This window comes from Pedobacter sp., assembly GCF_046462515.1.
GTDB lineage: Bacteria > Bacteroidota > Bacteroidia > Sphingobacteriales > Sphingobacteriaceae > Pedobacter.
On sequence record NZ_JBKGVD010000009.1, the window covers coordinates 359,455 to 378,896 of the forward strand.

20 protein-coding genes are annotated in these 19,442 nt (G+C 36.2%); 8 read left to right on the plus strand and 12 right to left on the minus strand.

The window, feature by feature from the left end; translation table 11 throughout:
- Genes ACLHG9_RS13550 through ACLHG9_RS13560 form a run of 3 tightly spaced genes read left to right on the plus strand, consistent with a single transcriptional unit; the run spans position 1 to position 2,348 of the window.
- Complete coding sequence (locus ACLHG9_RS13550) at positions 1-1,539, plus strand: YifB family Mg chelatase-like AAA ATPase (RefSeq protein ID WP_410222036.1); 1,539 nt, start codon at positions 1-3, stop codon at positions 1,537-1,539.
- 2 nt (positions 1,540-1,541) lie between these two features.
- Positions 1,542-1,850, plus strand: coding sequence for a hypothetical protein (locus tag ACLHG9_RS13555; RefSeq protein ID WP_410222037.1), 309 nt, complete (start codon positions 1,542-1,544; stop codon positions 1,848-1,850).
- A 3-nt stretch (positions 1,851-1,853) separates the two neighbouring features.
- Positions 1,854-2,348 carry a hypothetical protein gene (locus tag ACLHG9_RS13560; protein WP_410222038.1) on the plus strand — a complete coding sequence of 165 codons (495 nt, stop codon included), beginning with the start codon at positions 1,854-1,856 and terminating at the stop codon, positions 2,346-2,348.
- Positions 2,349-2,351: 3 nt separating this feature from the next.
- Here the strand turns inward: ACLHG9_RS13560 and ACLHG9_RS13565 are convergent, their stop codons facing one another.
- From ACLHG9_RS13565 to htpG, 5 genes are all read right to left on the minus strand, one after another.
- Entirely contained in the window at positions 2,352-2,600 is a 249-nt protein-coding gene (locus ACLHG9_RS13565; protein WP_410222039.1) for a hypothetical protein, read from the minus strand.
- A 24-nt stretch (positions 2,601-2,624) separates the two neighbouring features.
- Positions 2,625-3,233, minus strand: a complete 609-nt coding sequence (locus ACLHG9_RS13570; protein ID WP_410222040.1) for a TlpA family protein disulfide reductase — start codon at positions 3,231-3,233, stop codon at positions 2,625-2,627.
- 17 nt (positions 3,234-3,250) lie between these two features.
- The gene (locus ACLHG9_RS13575; protein ID WP_410222041.1) at positions 3,251-3,952 is read right to left on the minus strand and encodes a DUF4397 domain-containing protein; all 702 of its coding nucleotides are present in this window, start codon (positions 3,950-3,952) and stop codon (positions 3,251-3,253) included.
- A gap of 60 nt (positions 3,953-4,012) precedes the next feature.
- The gene (locus tag ACLHG9_RS13580; RefSeq protein ID WP_410222042.1) at positions 4,013-5,248 is read right to left on the minus strand and encodes a metallophosphoesterase; all 1,236 of its coding nucleotides are present in this window, start codon (positions 5,246-5,248) and stop codon (positions 4,013-4,015) included.
- A 97-nt stretch (positions 5,249-5,345) separates the two neighbouring features.
- Positions 5,346-7,232: a molecular chaperone HtpG gene (gene htpG, locus ACLHG9_RS13585; protein WP_410222043.1), complete on the minus strand. Its 1,887-nt coding sequence runs from the start codon at positions 7,230-7,232 to the stop codon at positions 5,346-5,348.
- A 136-nt stretch (positions 7,233-7,368) separates the two neighbouring features.
- On the opposite strand from htpG, the gene ACLHG9_RS13590 reads away from it, so the two are divergent.
- The 3 genes from ACLHG9_RS13590 (at position 7,369) to def (ending at position 9,685) form a co-directional block, all read left to right on the plus strand.
- Positions 7,369-7,821, plus strand: a complete 453-nt coding sequence (locus ACLHG9_RS13590; RefSeq protein WP_410222044.1) for a hypothetical protein — start codon at positions 7,369-7,371, stop codon at positions 7,819-7,821.
- Positions 7,821-9,047, plus strand: a complete 1,227-nt coding sequence (locus ACLHG9_RS13595) for a M16 family metallopeptidase (RefSeq protein ID WP_410222045.1) — start codon at positions 7,821-7,823, stop codon at positions 9,045-9,047. The genes ACLHG9_RS13590 and ACLHG9_RS13595 overlap by 1 nt, the downstream gene beginning before the upstream one ends.
- A gap of 80 nt (positions 9,048-9,127) precedes the next feature.
- On the plus strand, positions 9,128-9,685 hold the full coding sequence (def, locus tag ACLHG9_RS13600; RefSeq protein WP_410222046.1) for a peptide deformylase: 558 nt from the start codon (positions 9,128-9,130) through the stop codon (positions 9,683-9,685).
- Between the two features lie 78 nt (positions 9,686-9,763).
- Here the strand turns inward: def and ACLHG9_RS13605 are convergent, their stop codons facing one another.
- The 7 genes from ACLHG9_RS13605 to ACLHG9_RS13635 all read right to left on the minus strand — a co-directional run bounded on the left by ACLHG9_RS13605 (position 9,764) and on the right by ACLHG9_RS13635 (position 16,593).
- The gene (locus ACLHG9_RS13605) at positions 9,764-10,681 is read right to left on the minus strand and encodes a hypothetical protein (protein ID WP_410222047.1); all 918 of its coding nucleotides are present in this window, start codon (positions 10,679-10,681) and stop codon (positions 9,764-9,766) included.
- Between the two features lie 20 nt (positions 10,682-10,701).
- On the minus strand, positions 10,702-11,469 hold the full coding sequence (locus tag ACLHG9_RS13610; protein ID WP_410222048.1) for a HEAT repeat domain-containing protein: 768 nt from the start codon (positions 11,467-11,469) through the stop codon (positions 10,702-10,704).
- Positions 11,459-12,022 carry an RNA polymerase sigma factor gene (locus ACLHG9_RS13615; protein WP_410222049.1) on the minus strand — a complete coding sequence of 188 codons (564 nt, stop codon included), beginning with the start codon at positions 12,020-12,022 and terminating at the stop codon, positions 11,459-11,461. The genes ACLHG9_RS13610 and ACLHG9_RS13615 overlap by 11 nt, the downstream gene beginning before the upstream one ends.
- A gap of 221 nt (positions 12,023-12,243) precedes the next feature.
- On the minus strand, positions 12,244-14,343 hold the full coding sequence (locus tag ACLHG9_RS13620) for a family 10 glycosylhydrolase (RefSeq protein ID WP_410222050.1): 2,100 nt from the start codon (positions 14,341-14,343) through the stop codon (positions 12,244-12,246).
- Between the two features lie 169 nt (positions 14,344-14,512).
- A complete protein-coding gene (locus ACLHG9_RS13625) occupies positions 14,513-15,154 on the minus strand; it encodes a hypothetical protein (protein WP_410222051.1) in 642 nt (213 codons plus the stop codon).
- A gap of 78 nt (positions 15,155-15,232) precedes the next feature.
- Positions 15,233-15,478 (minus strand): NifU family protein, encoded by a 246-nt coding sequence (locus tag ACLHG9_RS13630; RefSeq protein WP_410222052.1) that lies wholly within the window; start codon positions 15,476-15,478, stop codon positions 15,233-15,235.
- 50 nt (positions 15,479-15,528) lie between these two features.
- Positions 15,529-16,593 (minus strand): Mrp/NBP35 family ATP-binding protein, encoded by a 1,065-nt coding sequence (locus tag ACLHG9_RS13635; RefSeq protein ID WP_410222053.1) that lies wholly within the window; start codon positions 16,591-16,593, stop codon positions 15,529-15,531.
- A gap of 117 nt (positions 16,594-16,710) precedes the next feature.
- Between ACLHG9_RS13635 and ACLHG9_RS13640 the strand changes: the two genes are divergently transcribed.
- Together ACLHG9_RS13640 and hpt are read left to right on the plus strand one after the other, a co-directional pair.
- Positions 16,711-18,867 carry a transglycosylase domain-containing protein gene (locus ACLHG9_RS13640; RefSeq protein WP_410222054.1) on the plus strand — a complete coding sequence of 719 codons (2,157 nt, stop codon included), beginning with the start codon at positions 16,711-16,713 and terminating at the stop codon, positions 18,865-18,867.
- The gene (hpt, locus tag ACLHG9_RS13645; RefSeq protein ID WP_410222055.1) at positions 18,860-19,396 is read left to right on the plus strand and encodes a hypoxanthine phosphoribosyltransferase; all 537 of its coding nucleotides are present in this window, start codon (positions 18,860-18,862) and stop codon (positions 19,394-19,396) included. The genes ACLHG9_RS13640 and hpt overlap by 8 nt, the downstream gene beginning before the upstream one ends.
- The last annotated feature ends 46 nt before the right edge of the window (positions 19,397-19,442 follow it).

Here is a 19,442-nt window from a genome sequence, read left to right on the forward strand (position 1 = left end):
ATGCTTGTTAAAACTTTTGGCAGCGCACTCTGCGGAGTGGATGCATTAACAATTACGATTGAAGTAAGCGTAGGTAGTGGAAGCAGATATTATGTGGTGGGATTACCAGATAATGCCGTAAAAGAGAGCCTTTTCAGGGTTGAAAGCGCCATCCGTATATCTGGGTTTCATATGCCTCGACAAAAAATACTAATTAATCTGGCTCCTGCAGATATCCGTAAAGAAGGCTCTGCGTATGATCTTCCCATAGCCATTGGTATTTTAGCTGCTTCAGGACAGATCAGTGCAGATGAATTAGCGGATTATGTGATAATGGGAGAGCTTTCGTTAGATGGAGGGCTGCAAAGTATAACTGGTGCATTACCTATTGTGATACAAGCCCGTAAAGAAGGATACAAAGGCTTTATATTGCCTAAACAAAATGCTCGAGAAGCAGCAATTGTAAATAACGTCGATGTGTTTGGAATGGAAACCTTAAGTGATGTCATTAATTTCTTTTCTCATAAAGAAAAGCCTGAGCCCCTTAGAATAGATACCAGAAAAGTTTTTTTTGATGAAGTTAATGATGTTGAACAGAATTTTGCAGATGTAAGGGGGCAGGAAAATATAAAACGAGCGCTTGAAATTGCAGCTGCGGGAGGTCACAATGTAATATTGATAGGCCCTCCCGGTGCCGGAAAAACGATGCTGGCGAAGCGATTGCCTTCTATTTTACCACCTTTAACCTTGCAGGAAGCACTCGAGAGCACAAAAATATATTCTGTAGCGGGAAAATTAGCTGCAAGCAGTTCTTTGCTTTCAGAACGCCCTTTCAGAGCACCGCATCATACCATATCTGATGTAGCTCTGGTTGGTGGCGGCGCACATCCCAGTCCAGGAGAAATATCTCTTGCACATAACGGTGTACTTTTTTTAGATGAACTACCTGAATTTAAAAGAACAGTTTTAGAGGTAATGCGACAACCTTTAGAAGACCGGAAAGTAAACATTTCAAGAGCTAAGTTTTCTGTAGATTATCCGGCAAACTTTATGCTGGTTGCTTCTATGAATCCATGTCCATGCGGATTTTTTAATCACCCTGAAAAAGAGTGCATCTGTGCTCCGGGAGTGGTGCAAAAATATCTGAGTAAGGTTTCGGGACCATTATTAGACCGGATAGATCTGCATGTGGAAGTAACACCTGTAAATTTTTCAGAGCTATCTTCTTCTGCAAAAGCCGAATCGAGTCAAGCCATAAGAGAAAGAGTAATCAAAGCCAAAGTATTGCAACACCAAAGGTTTAAATCTCATGAAGGCTTGTATGCAAATGCACAAATGAACTCGGCCATGGTGAGAAGTATCTGTGAAATCAATGAAGCAGGTAAAAATCTAATTAAACAAGCTATGGAAAAACTAAGTTTATCTGCAAGAGCTTATGATAGGATATTAAAGGTAGCCAGAACCATTGCAGACCTTGCTAATTCCAAAACAATTGAAATAGAACATTTGGCAGAAGCTATTAATTACCGTAGTTTAGATCGTGAAAACTGGGCTGGATAACAATGGAAGAAATAGAACAGCAAAGACTTAAACGAAAGAACAGCGATATTTCTATTTTAATGATCGTGGTAAACCTGTTATTACTGGTTATGTTTTTAACCATAGGAAAATTGACAGAAGACCAAGTGTATCTAAATATTGTTTATATCTCTATAGGAATGGCATTCTTAGCTTTTCTATATGCAATTAGTTACCATGGCAGAGGCTATAACCGAGGGAAATGGTTTTTTGCCCTTGTTTTGATTATTAGTGTAATTCTTGTGATTTTTATAATTTACGGTTTTAATTTGGCTGAGGCATTTGCACATTAACAGATGAAAATTAACCTTATCAACAAGATTTATTTTGCTCTGGCCATATTATTGTTAATAGGTATAGGCATAAAGATCTATAAATATGCTGCCTGGAATAGATATTACTATAAAGCTTTATTACAAGTTAAGAAAACGTATTCCATAAAAATTGAAGCAGCTTTACTGCTCACACCTGATGATTTTATTTCGGTATCCAAACAAGAAGAGCTCACAGAGATAACTCCTTTCAATCTGGTTCCTCAGAAACTGATTATAGAATATACAAATGGGAATAAACAATATAAGGATACCCTTTCTATTTCTGCAGATCGGGTAAAAGAGATATTTGATCAGATTAGAAAGAGCGGAAAACAATTAGAACTGTATAGTGAAAAAGGCCCCAAAAAAGGGTATGGCTTTTTAATTTCCCAAGATGAGAATGCTCAGATAACAGTTTGGATTGAGGGAGAAAAAATTAAAAGCCGTTTATTTAGTTACACTTTAAAAGAGCAATAGAAGTTATAATTCATCTTCATCCTCTTCAGGATTCTCTTTATAATACTCAATAAGTTTGCCTAGTTGATTTACTTCTTCGTCATACTCAAAAACAGGAGTTCCAGTCTCTTCATCAAACTTGATCCATTGCTCGCCTTCATCTTTCTGGATTTGTATGTATTCTTTTCCTTCTTTATAAATAGTATAAGTTTCATTTCCTTCAGGAAATACAGCGTAATTAACTTGGTTAAGCTCTAAATCAAATGGTTGCATAAAAATGAAGATATAAGAAGCGATTTAATCTTTTAAAGCTTTTAGCTTCTCTATAAAGTTAATGAATTTTTTACTGTTGTAATTTGCAGCACCAACTTCCCTAAAAGATAGGCGGCCTTGTTTATCAAGTACGATGGTGGTTGGTAATGAGCCTCCAAAAATAACTTCGGGTACGCTGCTAACCGTTTTATAAACGGGAAGACTATACTGTCTTTTGCTCATAAAATCAATCGACTTGCTAAAATCGCCGTCTGCATCAACCATCATAAAAACAAGATCCTTATCATCTTTATATAACTGTGCCAGCTTGTTGATAGAAGGCATTTCTGCAATGCACGGGGGGCACCATGTTGCCCAAAAGTTTAAGAAAACAATCTTACCTTTTAAATCGGCTAAACTTACTTGGTTCCCTTTTGAATCGGTAAATACAATCTTAGAAAGGTCAGTAGGTACAGTAGCGTTCTTGGTTTGCTCTGAAGGCGTAAACAGCCCAATTTGCATCAGACCTTGTATAAAATAAGCTTTTACAGGCGGAACAAAAGTAATCAGCAGCATGAGTGAAATTAAAATAACATTCACTATATTTTTCTTGTTAAAATATCGCTTGCTTGCAATGGTTGTATTTTGTTCCATTTCTATAATAAGTACTTCTATTTCTGCCTAAATATAGACATACTTAGTTGTGTATTGTCACTGGCAGATTTTAATCCTTTTGCGTAAATCGTATAAATTTTTCCTGCTTCAATCTGGGCCTGACTTAACTGAGTTTCTACGGTTCCATTACTGTTTTTAAGATCAAAAGTAACAGAAGTGCCCGCGGTTATTTCTGTATAATCAGAAGCTTGTTTAAAGGACATATTACTGAAAAGATTTGTGTTAGAGCCGTTTATGGCTATGCTTGCAATACCTAAATCGGGGCTTAAATTCACAAATCTTACTTTAGCTTTTCCACTTTGGGGAGCGGTTAAATCATCTTTTAAAAGTAGAAATTCAGGCGTTTCAATTTTGTTAACAGCAAATAGAGAATATGCGATCTGAGGATCAAGGGTAATTGTTGTAGAGGCTAATGAAGTTTGAACACCTTGTTTGGTCAAATCTAATTTTCGCTTGCCTGAATAAGCATTCAGATAATCTATTTTAGTGCCAAAAGAAAAATCTATTGAAAAGTTAGTTGCTTTCAGATTATCAACATAAACGTCTAAATTGGTAGATGAAGGCACTGCGTTAATAAGGCTTAAGCCTGAAATTTGTACTGGCTGGTAATCACTGTTCTTGTTTTTCAGACATGATGTTAAGCTTAAACCAATTACGATGGCGCTAATGAATAATTTTAATCCTGATAGAGTTCTCATAACAATAAAATTGGTGGCCGGTTTATAACAGGCTGTTTAAATATCATAAATAAAACGCATTTATTGCGGTTTAATTTTGTTTTTACGTAATTCTATGACAGTAATTTCTGGCCAGATGCCCACTCTGCCTAAAAATCCTAAAAACCCAAAACCCCGGTTAATATTGATGGTACGCTGGTTTTCGGTTTTTAATCCTGCCCAATGTTTATACCTCAGGCTTACAGGGCTCCATTTTATCCCGAACAACTCAATACCAAATTGCATGCCATGTGTGTGGCCAGATAAAGTTAAATGTATTTTTGAAGGATGGATTTTTACTTCTTCTTCCCAATGTGTAGGATCATGAGAAAGAAGGATTTTAAAATCATCGATTTGTGTATTTTCAAGGGATTTATTTAAATTTCCCCGCTGTCCGAAACCTATACCCCAATTTTCGATACCTGCTAAAATAATTTTTTGATGGCCCTTTGTAAGCGTAACATGCTCATCTAACAATAATCTGAAACCAATTTGAGCGTGATAATCTTTTAATTGTTGTAAATTCTTTGCTTTAGCAGCTTCATTTGGCCATTTTACATAATCACCATAATCATGATTACCTAATACCGAGAACTGACCGTATTTGGCTTTGATTTGCGAGAAATGTTTAATCCAGGGAGCAATTTCTGCTGCCCGGTTGTTTACCAGGTCACCTGTAAAAACAAACAAATCGCTGTGCTGTTTATTGATCAGATTTATACCTTTCTGTACCTGCTTGGCATTGCTGAAGCTGCCTGCATGAATATCTGAGATCTGGGTAATGGTAAAACCTTCAAATGCTTCAGGCAAATCATCGAAATAAAGCACATGTTTAATTATCTGGTATTGATATTTACCCCAAAGTATTCCATATATAAATAACAGACAAAGAAAAACAGAAAGAGCCGTTCCCATCTCAACCAGGATGAGACTGCGGCCGGGAATGATGAATGAATGGGTTTCGAAATAGTAAGGTACTGCTCTAAAAAAGCTTAAGGTATCATTAATCAAAAGAAAAAGGGAGAACAGGATCTCTGATGAAAAATATATAATAAAGCTATGTATAATGACCGTAAAAAATCTGTCGGGCTCTTTATTTTGAATACGTAGCGTAGCTAAATAAGCGCAAATGGCCAATATACCCCCAAAGCTCCAGAAAACATAAAAGAATACTGGGTTTGAGATAATTAGTTTAAGCCCCCCAAAAACATAAAAGTTAATCAATAGAAACACTATTGAAACGATTGAGAGTGGGGTGGTCAGATTTTTTCGTCTCATATTTTTAAAAAAGAAAAGGTGCTCTTTACTTTCCTGTTTTTGACCTTCGGATTAATCTCAGGAACAAATTGTAAAGAACACCTTAGCACCTTTTGCATTAAATCAACTCAACGCTGCGGCTAACAAAAGCTGTTAGTTCTGCACCGGTAAGCATTCCCTGCGATAATAATGCCAAGTCTACAGCCTGTTTTGCATACTTGCTTTGCTCCTCAGAATCTGTGGTTGATAAAATTTTATTGATTAATTTGTGATTACCGTTAATAGCCACTTTATAGCTATCAGGCATGTTACCGTAGAAACTCATTCCGCCACCCATTTTTGCCATGTCTTTCATGCGACGCATAAACTCATCCATAGTAATGGTTACTGGAGCATCATCAGGATTTAAAGCCACAACTTCTACGTTATAACCAGGTTTGTTGATTGCCTGCTCAAAAACAGTTTTAACATTGTTGCTTTGCTCTTCTGATAATACCGATTCTAATTTCTCGTCTTTTTCTATAAGCTGATTGGCCACACTTGCATCAACACGTTTTAACTGTGTTTTTTCAAGCTTTTGTTCAAGAGTGCTTACAAAATGACTATCAATAGGATGATTCATGACCAATACATCATAATCTTTTTTATTAGCAGCCTGTATAAATCCATCTTGTTTATCTGTATCGGTAGTGTACAAATAAACCACGTTACCATTTTTATCAGTTTGTAACGGTGACACTTTAGCTTTGTACTCTTCTAAAGTGAAGTGTTCATTTTGGGTATTGGTTAACAGTGCAAAGTCTTTAGCCTTCTCATAAAATTTTTCCTCGGTAATCATGCCATATTTTACGAAAAGACCTATGTCGCCCCATTTTTCTTCGTAAGCTTTTCTATCAGCCTTAAATAACTCGGCCAGTTTATCAGCTACTTTTTTGGTAATGTAAGTGTTGATTTTTTTAACGTTGCTGTCGGCCTGTAAGAAACTTCTTGAGACATTTAACGGAATATCGGGAGAATCAATAACCCCATGTAATAACATTAAAAATTCAGGGACAATATCTTTAACTTCATCGGTAATGAATACCTGGCGGCTAAATAATTTGATTTTGTTGCGCTGCATATCAAAATCTTCTTTAACCTTAGGAAAATACAATACTCCGGTTAGATTAAAAGGATAATCTACATTTAAATGAATCCAGAATAATGGTTCATCAGAAAAAGGATAAAGTTGTCTGTAAAAATCAAGATAATCTTTGTCTGACAAATCTGCAGGTGATTTTGTCCAGATAGGGCTTGTAGTGTTTACAATGTTATCAATTTCAACAGATGTGTATTTGGTTTTGCCTTCTTCATCTTTACCGTCTTCTACCTGTTCTGTTTTTGTGCCGAATTTAATCGGAACAGGTAAGAAACGGGCATATTTATCTAAAATCGCCTGTATTTTTTGCTGACTTAAGAATTCTTCGCTTTCAGCGTTAACATGGAGTATAATATCTGTACCTCGAGTGGTTCTGTTACCTTCGCTTATTTCAAATTCTGTACTACCATCGCATGTCCATTTTGCTGGCTTTGCACCTTCCTGATAAGATAGAGTTTGAATTTCAACCAGATCAGCAACCATAAAGGCTGAATAAAAGCCTAAACCGAACTTACCAATAATCTCGTTGGCATCTTTAGCATCTTTAAATTTTTCTACAAATTCACTCGCTCCTGAAAAAGCTACCTGATTAATGTATTTTTTGATTTCTTCGGCAGTCATACCTAAACCATTATCACTTATAGTAATGGTTTTGGCTTTTTCATCTAATTTAACCTCAACCAACGGTTCACCAACTTCACCGTTAAACTGCCCTAATGAAGCGAGACGTTTTATTTTTTGTACGGCATCAACCGCATTGGAAACTAATTCTCTTAAAAAGATTTCATTGTCCGAATACAAGAATTTCTTAATGATAGGGAAAATGTTTTCTGTGTGTATTGAAATACTTCCTTTTTCTGTTGCCATATTTAAATATTAAGTTTTTTAGTTTTCGATTCTTTATCAAGGTGTGTTCCAATTACATGGTTAAGTCAAAATGACAGATTTTAAAGAGCTTTTGAACTAAAAATCTATAGTTTAGCTATCTTTGCTGTCTTAAAAAATGATGATGAATTTAAAAATCCTTAATACTCTACATCTTTCTTTTTGTTTGGCGGTCTTGTTTTTTGCACTTGCTACCTATTTTTCATATAGTGGTACAACTACATTTACAACCAAAATGGCTTCTGCTTCTTCTTATTTTTTACTCTTTCCTTTAGTGGCTTTATTGAGTATAACCATCGGCAATACGCTGTTCAGCAGAATTTTGCTGAAAGCAAGACAGTTAGAAACTTTTGAACAAAAGACCGCAAAATACCAGTCTGGCCTCATCATAAGATGCGCCCTGATTGAAGGAGGAGCTTTTTTAAATATTGTGGCTTTTATGTTAAGCGGCAACTTAATTTTTATGGTTTTTGCAGGGATTAGTTTACTTGCCTTGCTTTCATGTAAACCAAGCAAAGCTAAAGTGGTTGCAGATTTAGAACTTTCATTTCCAGATACGGAGAGATTATAGTGGAGTATAACGTTCATACTTTATCAAATGGCATAAGAATATTACATGTTCCTGCCGCATCAGCTATATCTCATGCCTGTATTATTGTAAACGCAGGTTCGAGGGATGAGAATGATGCACAAATGGGCTTAGCACATTTTATTGAACATTTAATTTTTAAACGTACAGAAAAGCGAAATACGAGCCAGATACTGAACAGACTGGAAAGTATAGGGGCTGATTTGAATGCTTATACTACCAAGGAGTATACCTGTATCCATGCGTCGTTTTTAAACCCTTACTTGGATAGAACATTAGAGCTTTTTAATGATATTGTTTTTCATTCTACATTTCCGGAAGATGAGATGGAGAAAGAAAAAGGAGTAATTCTAGATGAAATATCTTCTTATTTAGATCAGCCGGAAGAAGCGATAAACGATGATTTTGAAGACCTGATTTTTGCTGGGCATGGCTTGGGCAGAAATATTTTGGGTACGCCAGATACTGTAAAAAAACTGAATAAACACGATATTAAACAGTTTATAACAGATAATTACCGTACTAATGAAATTGTGATAGCTGTTTTGGGTAATTATTCTTTTAAGAGGTTAATTAAGAGCAGTACCAAGTATTATGGCGATATACCAGAAAATACTCCGGAAACTCATCGTAAATCTCCTTTAGTCTATAACCCGGTTAAATTAATAGTTAACAAACCTATTGCGCAGGCTCATTGTATGTTAGGTATGCCAGCCTATTCGCTGCATGACCAACAAAAGGCCGGATTGCTATTGCTGAATAATATGTTAGGTGGTACGGGTATGAGTTCTATTCTTAATTTGCAGCTTCGCGAAAAATATGGCATTGCTTATACTATAGAAACCAATTACAGTCCGTTGAGCGATACTGGAATATTTGCTTTGTACTTTGGAACAGATAAAGAAAAAGTAGGAAAAGCTCAGCAACTGATCTTTAAAGAGTTTAAAAAACTCAGAGAACATACATTAACCGAAATTCAATTGCATAAAGCTAAAAATAAATTTATCGGGCAGATTGCTTTAGGGGAAGAGAACCGCATAGGTCTGATCATAGCAATGGCTAAAAGTTTGATAGATTATCAGAAAATAGACAGCCTTGAGGAGGTTTTTAATAAAATCAATGCCGTAACAGCCTTTGAGATTAACCAGATTGCAAACTATGTTCTAGATGAAAACAATCTCACTGCACTTGTATTTAATCCGGCTTAATTTTTGCCCGGACAACATTCGTTAACTTTTTAGTAAATTTGCATCGTAATTCTCGACAAATAGAAAAATTAAAATACCCAATGAAATTACCCATTGTAGCTTACGGCGATCCGGTTTTGAAGAAAAAATGCGAGCCTATTGATAAAAACTATCCTGATTTAAAAGGCTTAATAGAGAATATGTGGGAAACCATGTACAATGCCAGTGGAGTAGGTTTGGCTGCACCGCAGGTAGGCCTACCTATCAGATTGTTTGTTGTTGATACCGGCGAACTGGATGATGAACCTCAATATAAAAAAGCTTTTATTAATGCGCAAATACTGGAGGAAAGTGGCGAGCCATGGGGGTTTTCTGAAGGTTGCTTAAGTATTCCTGATATCAGAGAAGAAGTAATGCGTAAACCCAATATTGTTATTCAGTATTTTGATGAAAACTGGGAGGAGCATAAAGAAGCAGTAACAGGATTTGCTGCACGTGTAATTCAGCACGAATATGACCATATTGAAGGAAAGCTTTTCACAGATAAAATCAGTCTTTTAAGAAAGCAACTTTTGAAATCAAAATTAGATAAGATTACTAAAGGCGAGGTAAGGGCGGATTATAAAATGAGATTCCCTAAGCAAAATAAAAAAAGATAAATCCGGAGCTGAAAGAATTTAAAAAAGGCCTGTTGAACACATGTTCAACAGGCCTTTGTGGTTTATCTGGTGTTTGGTCTATTTGCGTACGTATATTTTTCCGCTTGAAGATTTTAAGATAATTTGTTCTCCCCCTCCATTTAAGCTGCCTTTAATATTGGTGCCATTTGATAGGTTTGTACCGGAGAATGTGAAATTGCCACCTGATGAAGCTGTCCCGCTCCCGCTAATAACGGTGGCTGTTTTGGCATCGCCTGTTAGCACAATAGTACTAGCATTGGCAGTGATTGTTTCTCTAGCTGATTTTTCTGACGTTGGCTTCTCTTCTTGGATTGTAAGATTTAAGTCTTTAGGAGCATATAGCGTTCCATATGCGGTGCTGATAGATAAATTGGCTTTGGCCGCTGGAGGAATGGTAAAATCTATAAAGCCATAAGCAGAAACTAATGAAATGGGGCCTTTAAAATCAGAGGTTAAGGTACTCTCAATATTACCTTGAAAGGTTTTAACGCTTAGTGGACCTTTAATGTTAGATACTTTGATGTTCTCATACTGAAGAGAAGCATCTACCTCGCTTTTTAAATTACTGATCACAACCGAAGCACTGTCTTTAAAGCCCCAACTACTTCCGGAATTAGTTTTAATAGAAAGCGCTACAGAATAGGGGATTTTTACGGTTACTTTATATCTTACAAAGCTTTCTATTGGGGAAATCTCGGTATTTTGACCATTTTCTTTAAGGCTTAAACCTACTCCTGTGTTATCAAAACCTGCACTGCTTAGCGCTGATAATCCCTGCGCCCTTGGATCTGATGTTTCTTTTTTTCCGAGAATGGTAAAAACCACCTCTTTGCCTTCATAACCTTCAACGGTTAAGTTAGAAATATTGTTTATGATGAGCTTCCCATTCGTTTTTGATACCTTAAATTCTTTTTGGGCCAAAACATGTAGGGCTGTTGTAAAGCATATAGCTGCAATTAAAAAAAGTTTTTTCATAATGTGTTATTTATAAAGAGTTATTGTTTGGTTAATAAAGCATAATATACTTGTTCTTTTACGATGTCTATCGTTGCGGGATTACTAGCCATTTCCATTAATTTTTGGGTGGTTTCCTTTTCTTTACTATCACCCATGATTTTTACCAGTTCAATTTGTATAAAAGGGTCCGTTTGCAGGGTAAGGCTTTGCTTAAGATTTTCATTGATATAGCTGTCATCTTTAATTTTTGACAATATATTTAAGGCGGCGAGTCTTACATTATCATTCTCATCATTATTGAAAGTTCTACAAAGCGCAACCTTTAATTTTTCGTTAATTGAAAGCAAGGCATTTGCCTTTAGCAACGCATTTAAGCGAGTGGCTACAGATGTACTGTCATTGAGTTCATAATAAATCTGTTGTACGTCGGCTGCTTTGTCGTTTGCTCTGTGATTATCCGTAGGTTGTTTAACTATGGCTTTTGTCATTTTGACAACATAACTGTTCTTTTCAGCTACTTTAACATTGTCATTATCTGTATTTACAGGGCTTGTGGTTGGTTTTGTGTTAACTATTGATAGTGATTGCGCAGGTTTATCCTGTCTGTCTACCCATAAGAAAGCCCCTATAACAATAAGCAGCGAGCAAGCTATGGCTAACCAAGGTCTTAAAGAAGTGCGTTTTGGTTTAGCAGCTTCTTTCTTAACCTTGCCCATGATTTGGTCGAAAGCCTTTGATGGAAGCTCTTCATCATCAAAAGCATCCCTGTTCTGTTGAATATATTTTTTTAAAAAATCATGTTCCATAATAAGCTTTATCTTTAAGTAACATAAATATTTTTTTCTTTGCCCGGTGGTATTGACTACGTACCGTATTGTGGCTTATTTCAAGCATCTTTGCAATATCTTCCTGCGAAACATCTTCAAATAAATGAAGAGATATAATAGTCCGATATCCATCCGGCAGAGTTTGTATAGCCTGTTTAATATCTTCTACACGACATTGAAACAGCGTTTCTTCGGTCATGTCAAATTCTTCATCGGCTATCTTCTCAAAGAGATCATCTTCGGCAAAAACCATTTTGTTTTTTCTCAGAACAGATATAGACTGGTTAATCGCAATTCTTTTTAGCCATCCTTCAAAATTATCTCTGTTCTTTAGTTTATCTAATTGCCCAAAAGCAGTACAAAAAGCATCTTGTAAAATATCTTCTGCATCAGCTGCATTATTTACAACCCGGTATATTGAGTTGTAGATGCGCTTGGCATATTTCTGATACAGTAATGTATAGCCTTTTTCTTCTCCGGCTAAACACTGACGTATCAGTTCGCTCTCATTCAATGATAAACTTAGATGCAACGTTATATTTTATTTGTTATTTAGCTAAGTAAAGATACGGTTCTTGTTCTGTACAAAGCCCATTTATTAAGTTAACTATAGGATAGTCGGGCGAGCCTTATTTTTGTTGCATGGAAGTGCGATATTTTTTAAAACATCAAAAATATTTTTGTTTCTAAATCGATAAAGAGAAAATAAAAATTATAGAAAGACAAAGGCCGGAATTAATTCCGGCCTTTTGGTTAAAGAACAATTATTTTAATTTTCTGTTGGAATCCTGTATCAGATATGCTCAATATATATTGCCCTCTTGGCAGTCTGTCTTTAAGACCTAAGCGATAATCGCTGTTGCCAGAAATGGTGTTGAACTCTTCTTCATGGATAGTCTGGCCATAAAGGTTTATTAACTTCGTTTTTACAGATTTTCCGTTAAAATTAGTTAAGCTGAAGTTGATATGATTATGGGTAGGGTTAGGGAAAGCTTTTGCATTTACCACGATCAACTCGTTAAAACTAGCGCTTGTAACCTCGGGTTTTGAAGAAGTACCATCTTTATCAAATTGTGTTAACCTATAATAATTAATTCCGTTAAAAGGAGTATTATCCCAAGTAAAGTAATGTTTAACTTCTGAATAATTAAGAGCTGAAGATGGTTTTTTATCAACCAGACTAAATACGCCTTCAGATCCTGCCTTTTCAATAAGGAAATAATCACTGTTAGCCTCATTGGTAGTTGTCCACTCAATCTTTATACGGTTACCATTTACTTTTGCTGTAAAATCTATGAGTTTAACAGGTAACGTAGCAGGATCAGCTACAGTATTGCTGGATATGCTTTCATTGCTTATCCTGTCTAAAGAACGAACGGCGTAGTAATATGAAGTTCCTGTTCCCGGTGTTACTTTAGTATCTATATAAGACGTTTCTGTGCTAGGAATAATAGCAATTAAATTAGCAGAATTATCAAAATCAATGGTCGAATTGGTCGAACGATAAATAGCATACCTTACTACTTCTTGCATTTTATCAATAGTACTGGTAGGTGCTGTCCAACTTAACTTTGTTTTGCCACTTTCTAAGACAGATGTTAGGGCGGTTGGTTCGGCAGGTGCTGTATTGTCAATCCAGGTCATTACAGGTATTAAAGCTGGCGAACTGTATTGATTATCCCGTATATATTCCATGGTGTTTTTAGTGACTGTATTAGAAGTAACTGTAAAAGCGGCCCTAAAATGAGCAACTCCCAAAACATTAGGCGCATTATTCTTTAAATAATCCATTTGATTCTTAATTTCATCTTCAGTATATGCAGTACCGCTCCCATCTTTGGTTTTGTAAGTGGCTAATCCAATGAAGAGATGACGAGTAAAATTCATGCTGTTCCAGTTATCGGTTACATAATTGAACTTGGCATTGCCTTGAACCTGATTGAAAGCCCAGTACACCTGAGGAGTAAGGTAGTCAATCAGACCATCTTCCATCCATTTTTTTGTGTCGATGAATTGTACATTGTAATGTTCTGAGCCTGTTGTTGTAATAGCAGGACTTGATCCTGGGACAGTGAAATTTCTGTAGATGCCTGAAGGTGAAATCCCAAATTTTACCCAGGGTTTTATTGACTTGATTTTTGTTCCTATCTGAGTAATCAATAAGGTAATATTATCTCTTCTCCAGTCATTGATATTGGCAAAACCACGTTTATCTGCATTGTATTGAGTTTGGTCTTGAGTACCGATACCAGAATTGTAAAAATAATCATCGAAATGTATTCCATCTATGTCATAATTAGTAACAAGTTCTTCAATAATGTCTGTGATGTGGTTTCTAACTGCCTGAATTCCAGGGTTAAAATATTTTATAAGTGGAGAAGAACCTGTTTGGTCTAACAGCCATTCTGGATTTGTAACAGCTTTGTGTGTAGAGCTGTATTTCGAAATCAGGGTTGCATCTGTGGCGGCTCTGAAAGGGTTTAGCCATGCGTGAATTTCTATTCCTCTTTTATGACACTCATCAATAGCAAAGGCAAGAGGATCCCAACCAGGATTTACACCATAATTGTTTGCACCTGTTAAACGGTTAGACCAAGGAACTAATGTGCTTGGATAAAAAGCATCTCCAACTCCTCTTACCTGAAAATAGATGGTATTAATTCTAAGAGCTTGCAGGTTATCCAAGATTGTTTTCAGCGCAGCCTGCTGGCTTGTCGGTGTCGCTGTCATACTTGGCCAATCTAAACTCAAGTGTGTAGTTAGCCAAACGGCTCTTAATTCTCGTTTTGGATTTTGGCTAAATGCGGGAATTTGCAGCAAAAGGATAGCTGCGATAAGTAAAATTCTTTTCATACGCGGGTTGTTTAGGTTAAGTTTTAATTAAAGATAAAATAAAACCTAATTAAAGCCGCATTTGCCTGCAACAAAACGCATGTTAAAATTATTGCATAGCGATATTGTTACATATGACTTAACTGCTTATGATTAAGAAGAATAGGTAAATAAAGAAAAAACTTAAGATTTATTGATCTGTACTTCGTGCTTTATCGCCTTTAAAGATTTCTTGCATTAACTTGCCCCAGGCAAAAGGGTTAAGTAAAGGATTGGTTTGGCGCATATTGGCATTTACCATCCGGTCAAAATTGTAACGGTAGTTGCTATTGCTGATTTCCTGAGCATCACGAGGAAGTGTTAATATCATGCCATTGATACTCTGTTTAGATAAATTTTTCTTGGCAATAGCCATGTCGTCGTCAGCTATTTTTAAAGATAAAAAATCACGGTTAAATTCCTCTACTGTAGCCCAAGGGTAAACTCTTACAGTTTGTAGAGAGATTACTTCTGATTTTATCTGTACCATTGTCGTGTACTTATTATCAGCAATGATTTGGGGTAAAACTAATTTTTTACTGGTAAAGCCTACAGCCGAGAATAATAAAGTATCACCTGGATTTACTACAAAAGAGAAATATCCTTGATAATTGGCTGCGTATTTCTGATTGTTTTTACTTAGATTGGTAATGGTAACATAAGGAACAACCATATTACTGTCAGCATCGGTAACAATGCCAGAAAACTGCACTAACTTATTAGTTTGTTTTTGATCCTGGGCAAAAACATTACCTATAACACAGAACAACAATATGGTTAATATATATCTCATTTAAGTTGCTACTCTTTAAGTATTAGCATTACAAAAATAGCACGGCTGTCAAAATATGAAGGTTAAAATGTGTTAAAATTAAGCCTGCTCAGCTAAATCGATAGCTTCTACCCCTTTAATTTCAGGTACTTCTTTAATAATAGCCTGTTCTATGCCTGCTTTCATGGTCATGAAACTCATTTTACATGAACCACAATTACCCAGTAATTTAACTTTCACGACATTATCGGGAGTAATTTCTTCAATGGCAACATTCCCCCCATCAGCAATTAAGTAAGGTCTGATTGTTTCTAAAGCTTGCTCAACTTGTGCTCTTAAATCCATTTCGTTGTTATTTAAAATTTAAAAATAATAAAAATAAGGCAAAAGAAAGTCTATTTAATGTTATTAATAGAAATTTGTTGAGCTACTTTTCCTGCAATCTCATTAAAGGCAAAAGATTGGGGATGATTGTCTTCCAAGCTTATTGGACGACCATTGTCACCCGATGCGCTGATGCCTTGTACCAATGGTATTTCGCCTAAAAATGGTACGCCAAATTGTTCGGCAAGCATTTTCCCTCCGTCTTTGCCAAATATGTAATATTTATTTTCAGGTAATTCTTTAGGGGTAAAATAAGCCATGTTTTCAATCACACCTAAAACAGGTATGTCAATGCCGGGCATTTTAAACATGGCTAATCCTTTACGGGTATCGGCTAAAGCAACCTGCTGCGGGGTAGTAACAATCACTGCTCCAGCAATAGGGAAGGTTTGACAAATAGTGATATGTATATCTCCGGTCCCAGGAGGAAGATCTACCAAGAGATAATCCAGCGCTCCCCAATCAGCATCGTTAAAAAGTTGTTTTATTGCATTTGAAGCCATTGGCCCGCGCCATGGCACAGGTTGGTCTGGGTCTGCAAAAAATCCTAATGAGAGCAATTTAATTCCATACTGTTCAATTGGCTCGATCAGGGTTTTTCCTCCTTCGGTTTCTTTAGCTGAAGGTTTTGCACCCACTAAATTAAACATGGTAGGTACAGAAGGTCCATAAATATCTGCATCAATCAACCCTACCTTTGCTCCATTTTTGGCCAAAGTAATAGCCAGATTACTGGCTACGGTTGATTTGCCTACTCCTCCTTTACCCGACGAGACCAGGATAATGTTTTTTATAGCCTTGAGCTGGCTAGTATCAACAGGCTTACTTACACGTGAGGTAATGTTGATATCTATTATAGCGTTAGCGGCAACAAAGTGTTTGATGGCATTTACACAGGCGTTTTTCAGCATATCCTTTAGTGGACACGCAGGTGTAGTAAGCTCTAAGGTAAAAGCAACATTTTTATCATTGATCTTAACATCCTTTATCATGTTAAGTGTAACCAGATCTTTCTTTAAATCGGGGTCTTCAACATTGCGCAAGGCTGCCAGAATACTCTCTTCGGTTATTATCATGCTCAAAATTAATAAAACATGCGCATAAAGTATTTCCAATCGGGCATTTTGTTGTATTTTTAACACGAAATAAACATTCGTATCAACCGTTTGTTAAGCAGTAATCTTAAATTGTTTATGCAACTGTCAAAAATCAATATCCCTAAAAAATATATAAAGATCGCGGCCTGGGTTTTAACAATAATACTAGTTTTGTTAGGTACAGGGGGGGTAATCGCTTACAACAAGCGGGATGCTTTTCTCAAAAAGGCAATAGCTAAAGCTATAGAAAAAGCCAATGATGATTATGGTGTTGACTTAAAGATTGGGAAGGCAGGTTTTAGCGGCCTGAGTGCTGTTCACATGACCAATGTTAGTGTAGTACCTAAAGATAGGGATACACTGGCTAAGCTACAGGATATTACGGTTGGGGTTAAAATTTTTCCATTAATTTTTGGTAAGGTAAAATTATCGGAAGTAAATCTTAATAATGGAAATTTCACCGTTGTAATGCGTGATACTTTAACAAACATCGATTTTTTTTTAAAGCGGAAAAAGAAAGATAGTGTAACTACCCACAAACTTGCTTTAAGTGATATTGCCAGTAATCTCCTTAACCAGGTACTCTATAAAATACCTGACAATATGCAGATCAACAATTTGATGATGAGGCTCAATGATAATGATACAGCCGGCATAAAATTTTTGACAAAAAGTGCAACAATTGATGATGGAAAGCTGAATTCTACCATACTTGTAAACGATACAGCGGCAATCTGGCATGTGAATGGGAGATTGAATCCAGGTAGTAGGAAACTTGATGTGATGTTGTTTGCAGAAGGCAAGAAAGTAGAATTGCCTTATCTTGAAAATAAGCTTCATGCTAAAATCAATTTCGATACGGTAAGAACAGAAATGAAGCAAGCAGGATTTAGTGGAGGTGATTACAAAATATCTGGTTCATGGAGTATAAAAAACCTGTTGATTAACCAGAAACGTATATCTGATGGGGATATCATTGTTCCTGATGCAAAGATTGAAGCAGATATGGTTGTGGGAGATAACTTTTTATGTCTGGACAGTTCTTCTACCGTATTTTTGAAAAATGCCACAATACATCCGTATTTAAAATATACCTTATCTCCTCACAAAATTTATGAGATGAAACTCAATGCAGAGGAGCAAGACGCTCAACAGATTCTAGATGCGTTTCCTCAGGGACTTTTCGAATCTCTGGAAGGGATGAAAGTACAGGGTAAATTGAGGTATAACTTAGATTTTTATCTCGATTCTTCATTGCCTGACAGTGTAAGATTCAGCTCTGCATTAACACCCACTAATTTCAAGATCTTAAAGTGGGGCAAAACTGATCTTCAGAAAATCAATCATGATTTTATCTATACCCCTTACGAATATGGTAAACCTATGCGTGACATTATGATAGGTCCATCAAACCCTAATTTTACCCGATTAGAAGATATATCACCAAATTTTAAAAATGCTTTATTAACCGCAGAAGACCCCTCTTTTTTTAGGCATAATGGCTTTGTTGAGCAATCGATCAGGAATTCTATTGCGGTAAACTTTAAAGAAAAGAAATTTAAAAGAGGGGGCAGCACCATATCCATGCAACTGGTTAAGAACGTTTTTTTAAGCCGTAAAAAGACCTTGGCCCGTAAGGCAGAGGAAATTCTAATTGTATGGCTGATCGAAAATAACAGGCTGGTGAGTAAACAGCGCATGCTCGAGGTGTATTTTAACATCATAGAAATGGGTAATAATGTATATGGTATAGGAGAAGCCTCAAGATATTATTTTGGAAAAACACCTGCTGAGCTGAACTTAGGAGAGGGTATATTTCTGGCCAATATTGTCCCTAAACCTAAAGTGGCTTTATTTAAATTTATGAGCGATGGTAGTTTAAAACCTTATCTTATTCCTTACTTTAAGTTTATTGGTGGTACCATGGCAAGGAGGGGGTTAGCCGTGCCAGATTCTTCTGCTTATGGATTTTATGATGTAAGATTGAGAGAAGGCCTTCGTAAATACCTAACACCTGATACCGTTGCTATTGATACCAATTCCATAAGCGGAGAGGATGATGACCTTATGCCACCAAAAGGTATGCAGGATCAGGCTAAAAGCTTATTTGATAAATTGTTTGGCGGATCAAAAAAAGATACTTCAGCAGCTAAAGCTCAACCGGCCCGTATAGATACACCTAAAACAAAAAAGCAAATGCGGCAGGAGCGTAGAGAAGAAAGAAGAAAACAGAAGGAAAACGGAAATGGATAAAATAGAAATACACCAAAAAGCGTTTGAACTTTTTTTGGATGCAGATACCATTGCAAAGCGGATCAGGTTACTGGCTATACAACTTAATTTAGATTATGAAAGTAAAATACCTGTTTTTGTTGGTGTGTTAAACGGGAGTTTCTTATTTTTAGCAGATTTGATTAAAGAGATTAACATTCCCTGCGAAATAGAATTTATAAAGGTTTCTTCATACAAAGGGCAAGAGAGCACAGGAACACTTACGCAGTCTTTTGCCTTACCAACCAATCTTAAAAATAGGCATGTAATTTTAGTTGAAGATATTGTAGATACCGGATTTACCATAAATAATCTTGTAAATAAAGTTAAGGAATATAAACCAGCATCTCTTGCCACCTGTACTTTACTGTTTAAACCCGAAGCTCTTAAAGAAAAAATAGATCCACTAACCTATATTGCTTTTGAAATTCCTCCAGCCTTTGTGGTAGGTTACGGTTTAGACTTTGATGGTCTGGGCAGAAACCTGAAAGATATTTACAGAGCGGTTTAGCTCTTTTTGCTGTAAATTCATTTTTTTTGCGAGATTTGTAAAAAAT

What these genes read in the sequence shown, in the direction of transcription:
- ACLHG9_RS13550 (WP_410222036.1), top strand. Translation starts at nt 1, where the DNA reads ATGCTTGTTAAAACTTTTGGCAGCGCACTCTGCGGAGTGGATGCATTA.
- ACLHG9_RS13555 (WP_410222037.1), top strand. Translation starts at nt 1,542, where the DNA reads ATGGAAGAAATAGAACAGCAAAGACTTAAACGAAAGAACAGCGATATT.
- ACLHG9_RS13560 (WP_410222038.1), top strand. Translation starts at nt 1,854, where the DNA reads ATGAAAATTAACCTTATCAACAAGATTTATTTTGCTCTGGCCATATTA.
- ACLHG9_RS13565 (WP_410222039.1), bottom strand. Translation starts at nt 2,600, where the DNA reads ATGCAACCATTTGATTTAGAGCTTAACCAAGTTAATTACGCTGTATTT.
- ACLHG9_RS13570 (WP_410222040.1), bottom strand. Translation starts at nt 3,233, where the DNA reads ATGGAACAAAATACAACCATTGCAAGCAAGCGATATTTTAACAAGAAA.
- ACLHG9_RS13575 (WP_410222041.1), bottom strand. Translation starts at nt 3,952, where the DNA reads ATGAGAACTCTATCAGGATTAAAATTATTCATTAGCGCCATCGTAATT.
- ACLHG9_RS13580 (WP_410222042.1), bottom strand. Translation starts at nt 5,248, where the DNA reads ATGAGACGAAAAAATCTGACCACCCCACTCTCAATCGTTTCAATAGTG.
- htpG (WP_410222043.1), bottom strand. Translation starts at nt 7,232, where the DNA reads ATGGCAACAGAAAAAGGAAGTATTTCAATACACACAGAAAACATTTTC.
- ACLHG9_RS13590 (WP_410222044.1), top strand. Translation starts at nt 7,369, where the DNA reads ATGATGATGAATTTAAAAATCCTTAATACTCTACATCTTTCTTTTTGT.
- def (WP_410222046.1), top strand. Translation starts at nt 9,128, where the DNA reads ATGAAATTACCCATTGTAGCTTACGGCGATCCGGTTTTGAAGAAAAAA.
- ACLHG9_RS13605 (WP_410222047.1), bottom strand. Translation starts at nt 10,681, where the DNA reads ATGAAAAAACTTTTTTTAATTGCAGCTATATGCTTTACAACAGCCCTA.
- ACLHG9_RS13610 (WP_410222048.1), bottom strand. Translation starts at nt 11,469, where the DNA reads ATGGAACATGATTTTTTAAAAAAATATATTCAACAGAACAGGGATGCT.
- ACLHG9_RS13620 (WP_410222050.1), bottom strand. Translation starts at nt 14,343, where the DNA reads ATGAAAAGAATTTTACTTATCGCAGCTATCCTTTTGCTGCAAATTCCC.
- ACLHG9_RS13625 (WP_410222051.1), bottom strand. Translation starts at nt 15,154, where the DNA reads ATGAGATATATATTAACCATATTGTTGTTCTGTGTTATAGGTAATGTT.
- ACLHG9_RS13630 (WP_410222052.1), bottom strand. Translation starts at nt 15,478, where the DNA reads ATGGATTTAAGAGCACAAGTTGAGCAAGCTTTAGAAACAATCAGACCT.
- ACLHG9_RS13635 (WP_410222053.1), bottom strand. Translation starts at nt 16,593, where the DNA reads ATGATAATAACCGAAGAGAGTATTCTGGCAGCCTTGCGCAATGTTGAA.
- ACLHG9_RS13640 (WP_410222054.1), top strand. Translation starts at nt 16,711, where the DNA reads ATGCAACTGTCAAAAATCAATATCCCTAAAAAATATATAAAGATCGCG.
- hpt (WP_410222055.1), top strand. Translation starts at nt 18,860, where the DNA reads ATGGATAAAATAGAAATACACCAAAAAGCGTTTGAACTTTTTTTGGAT.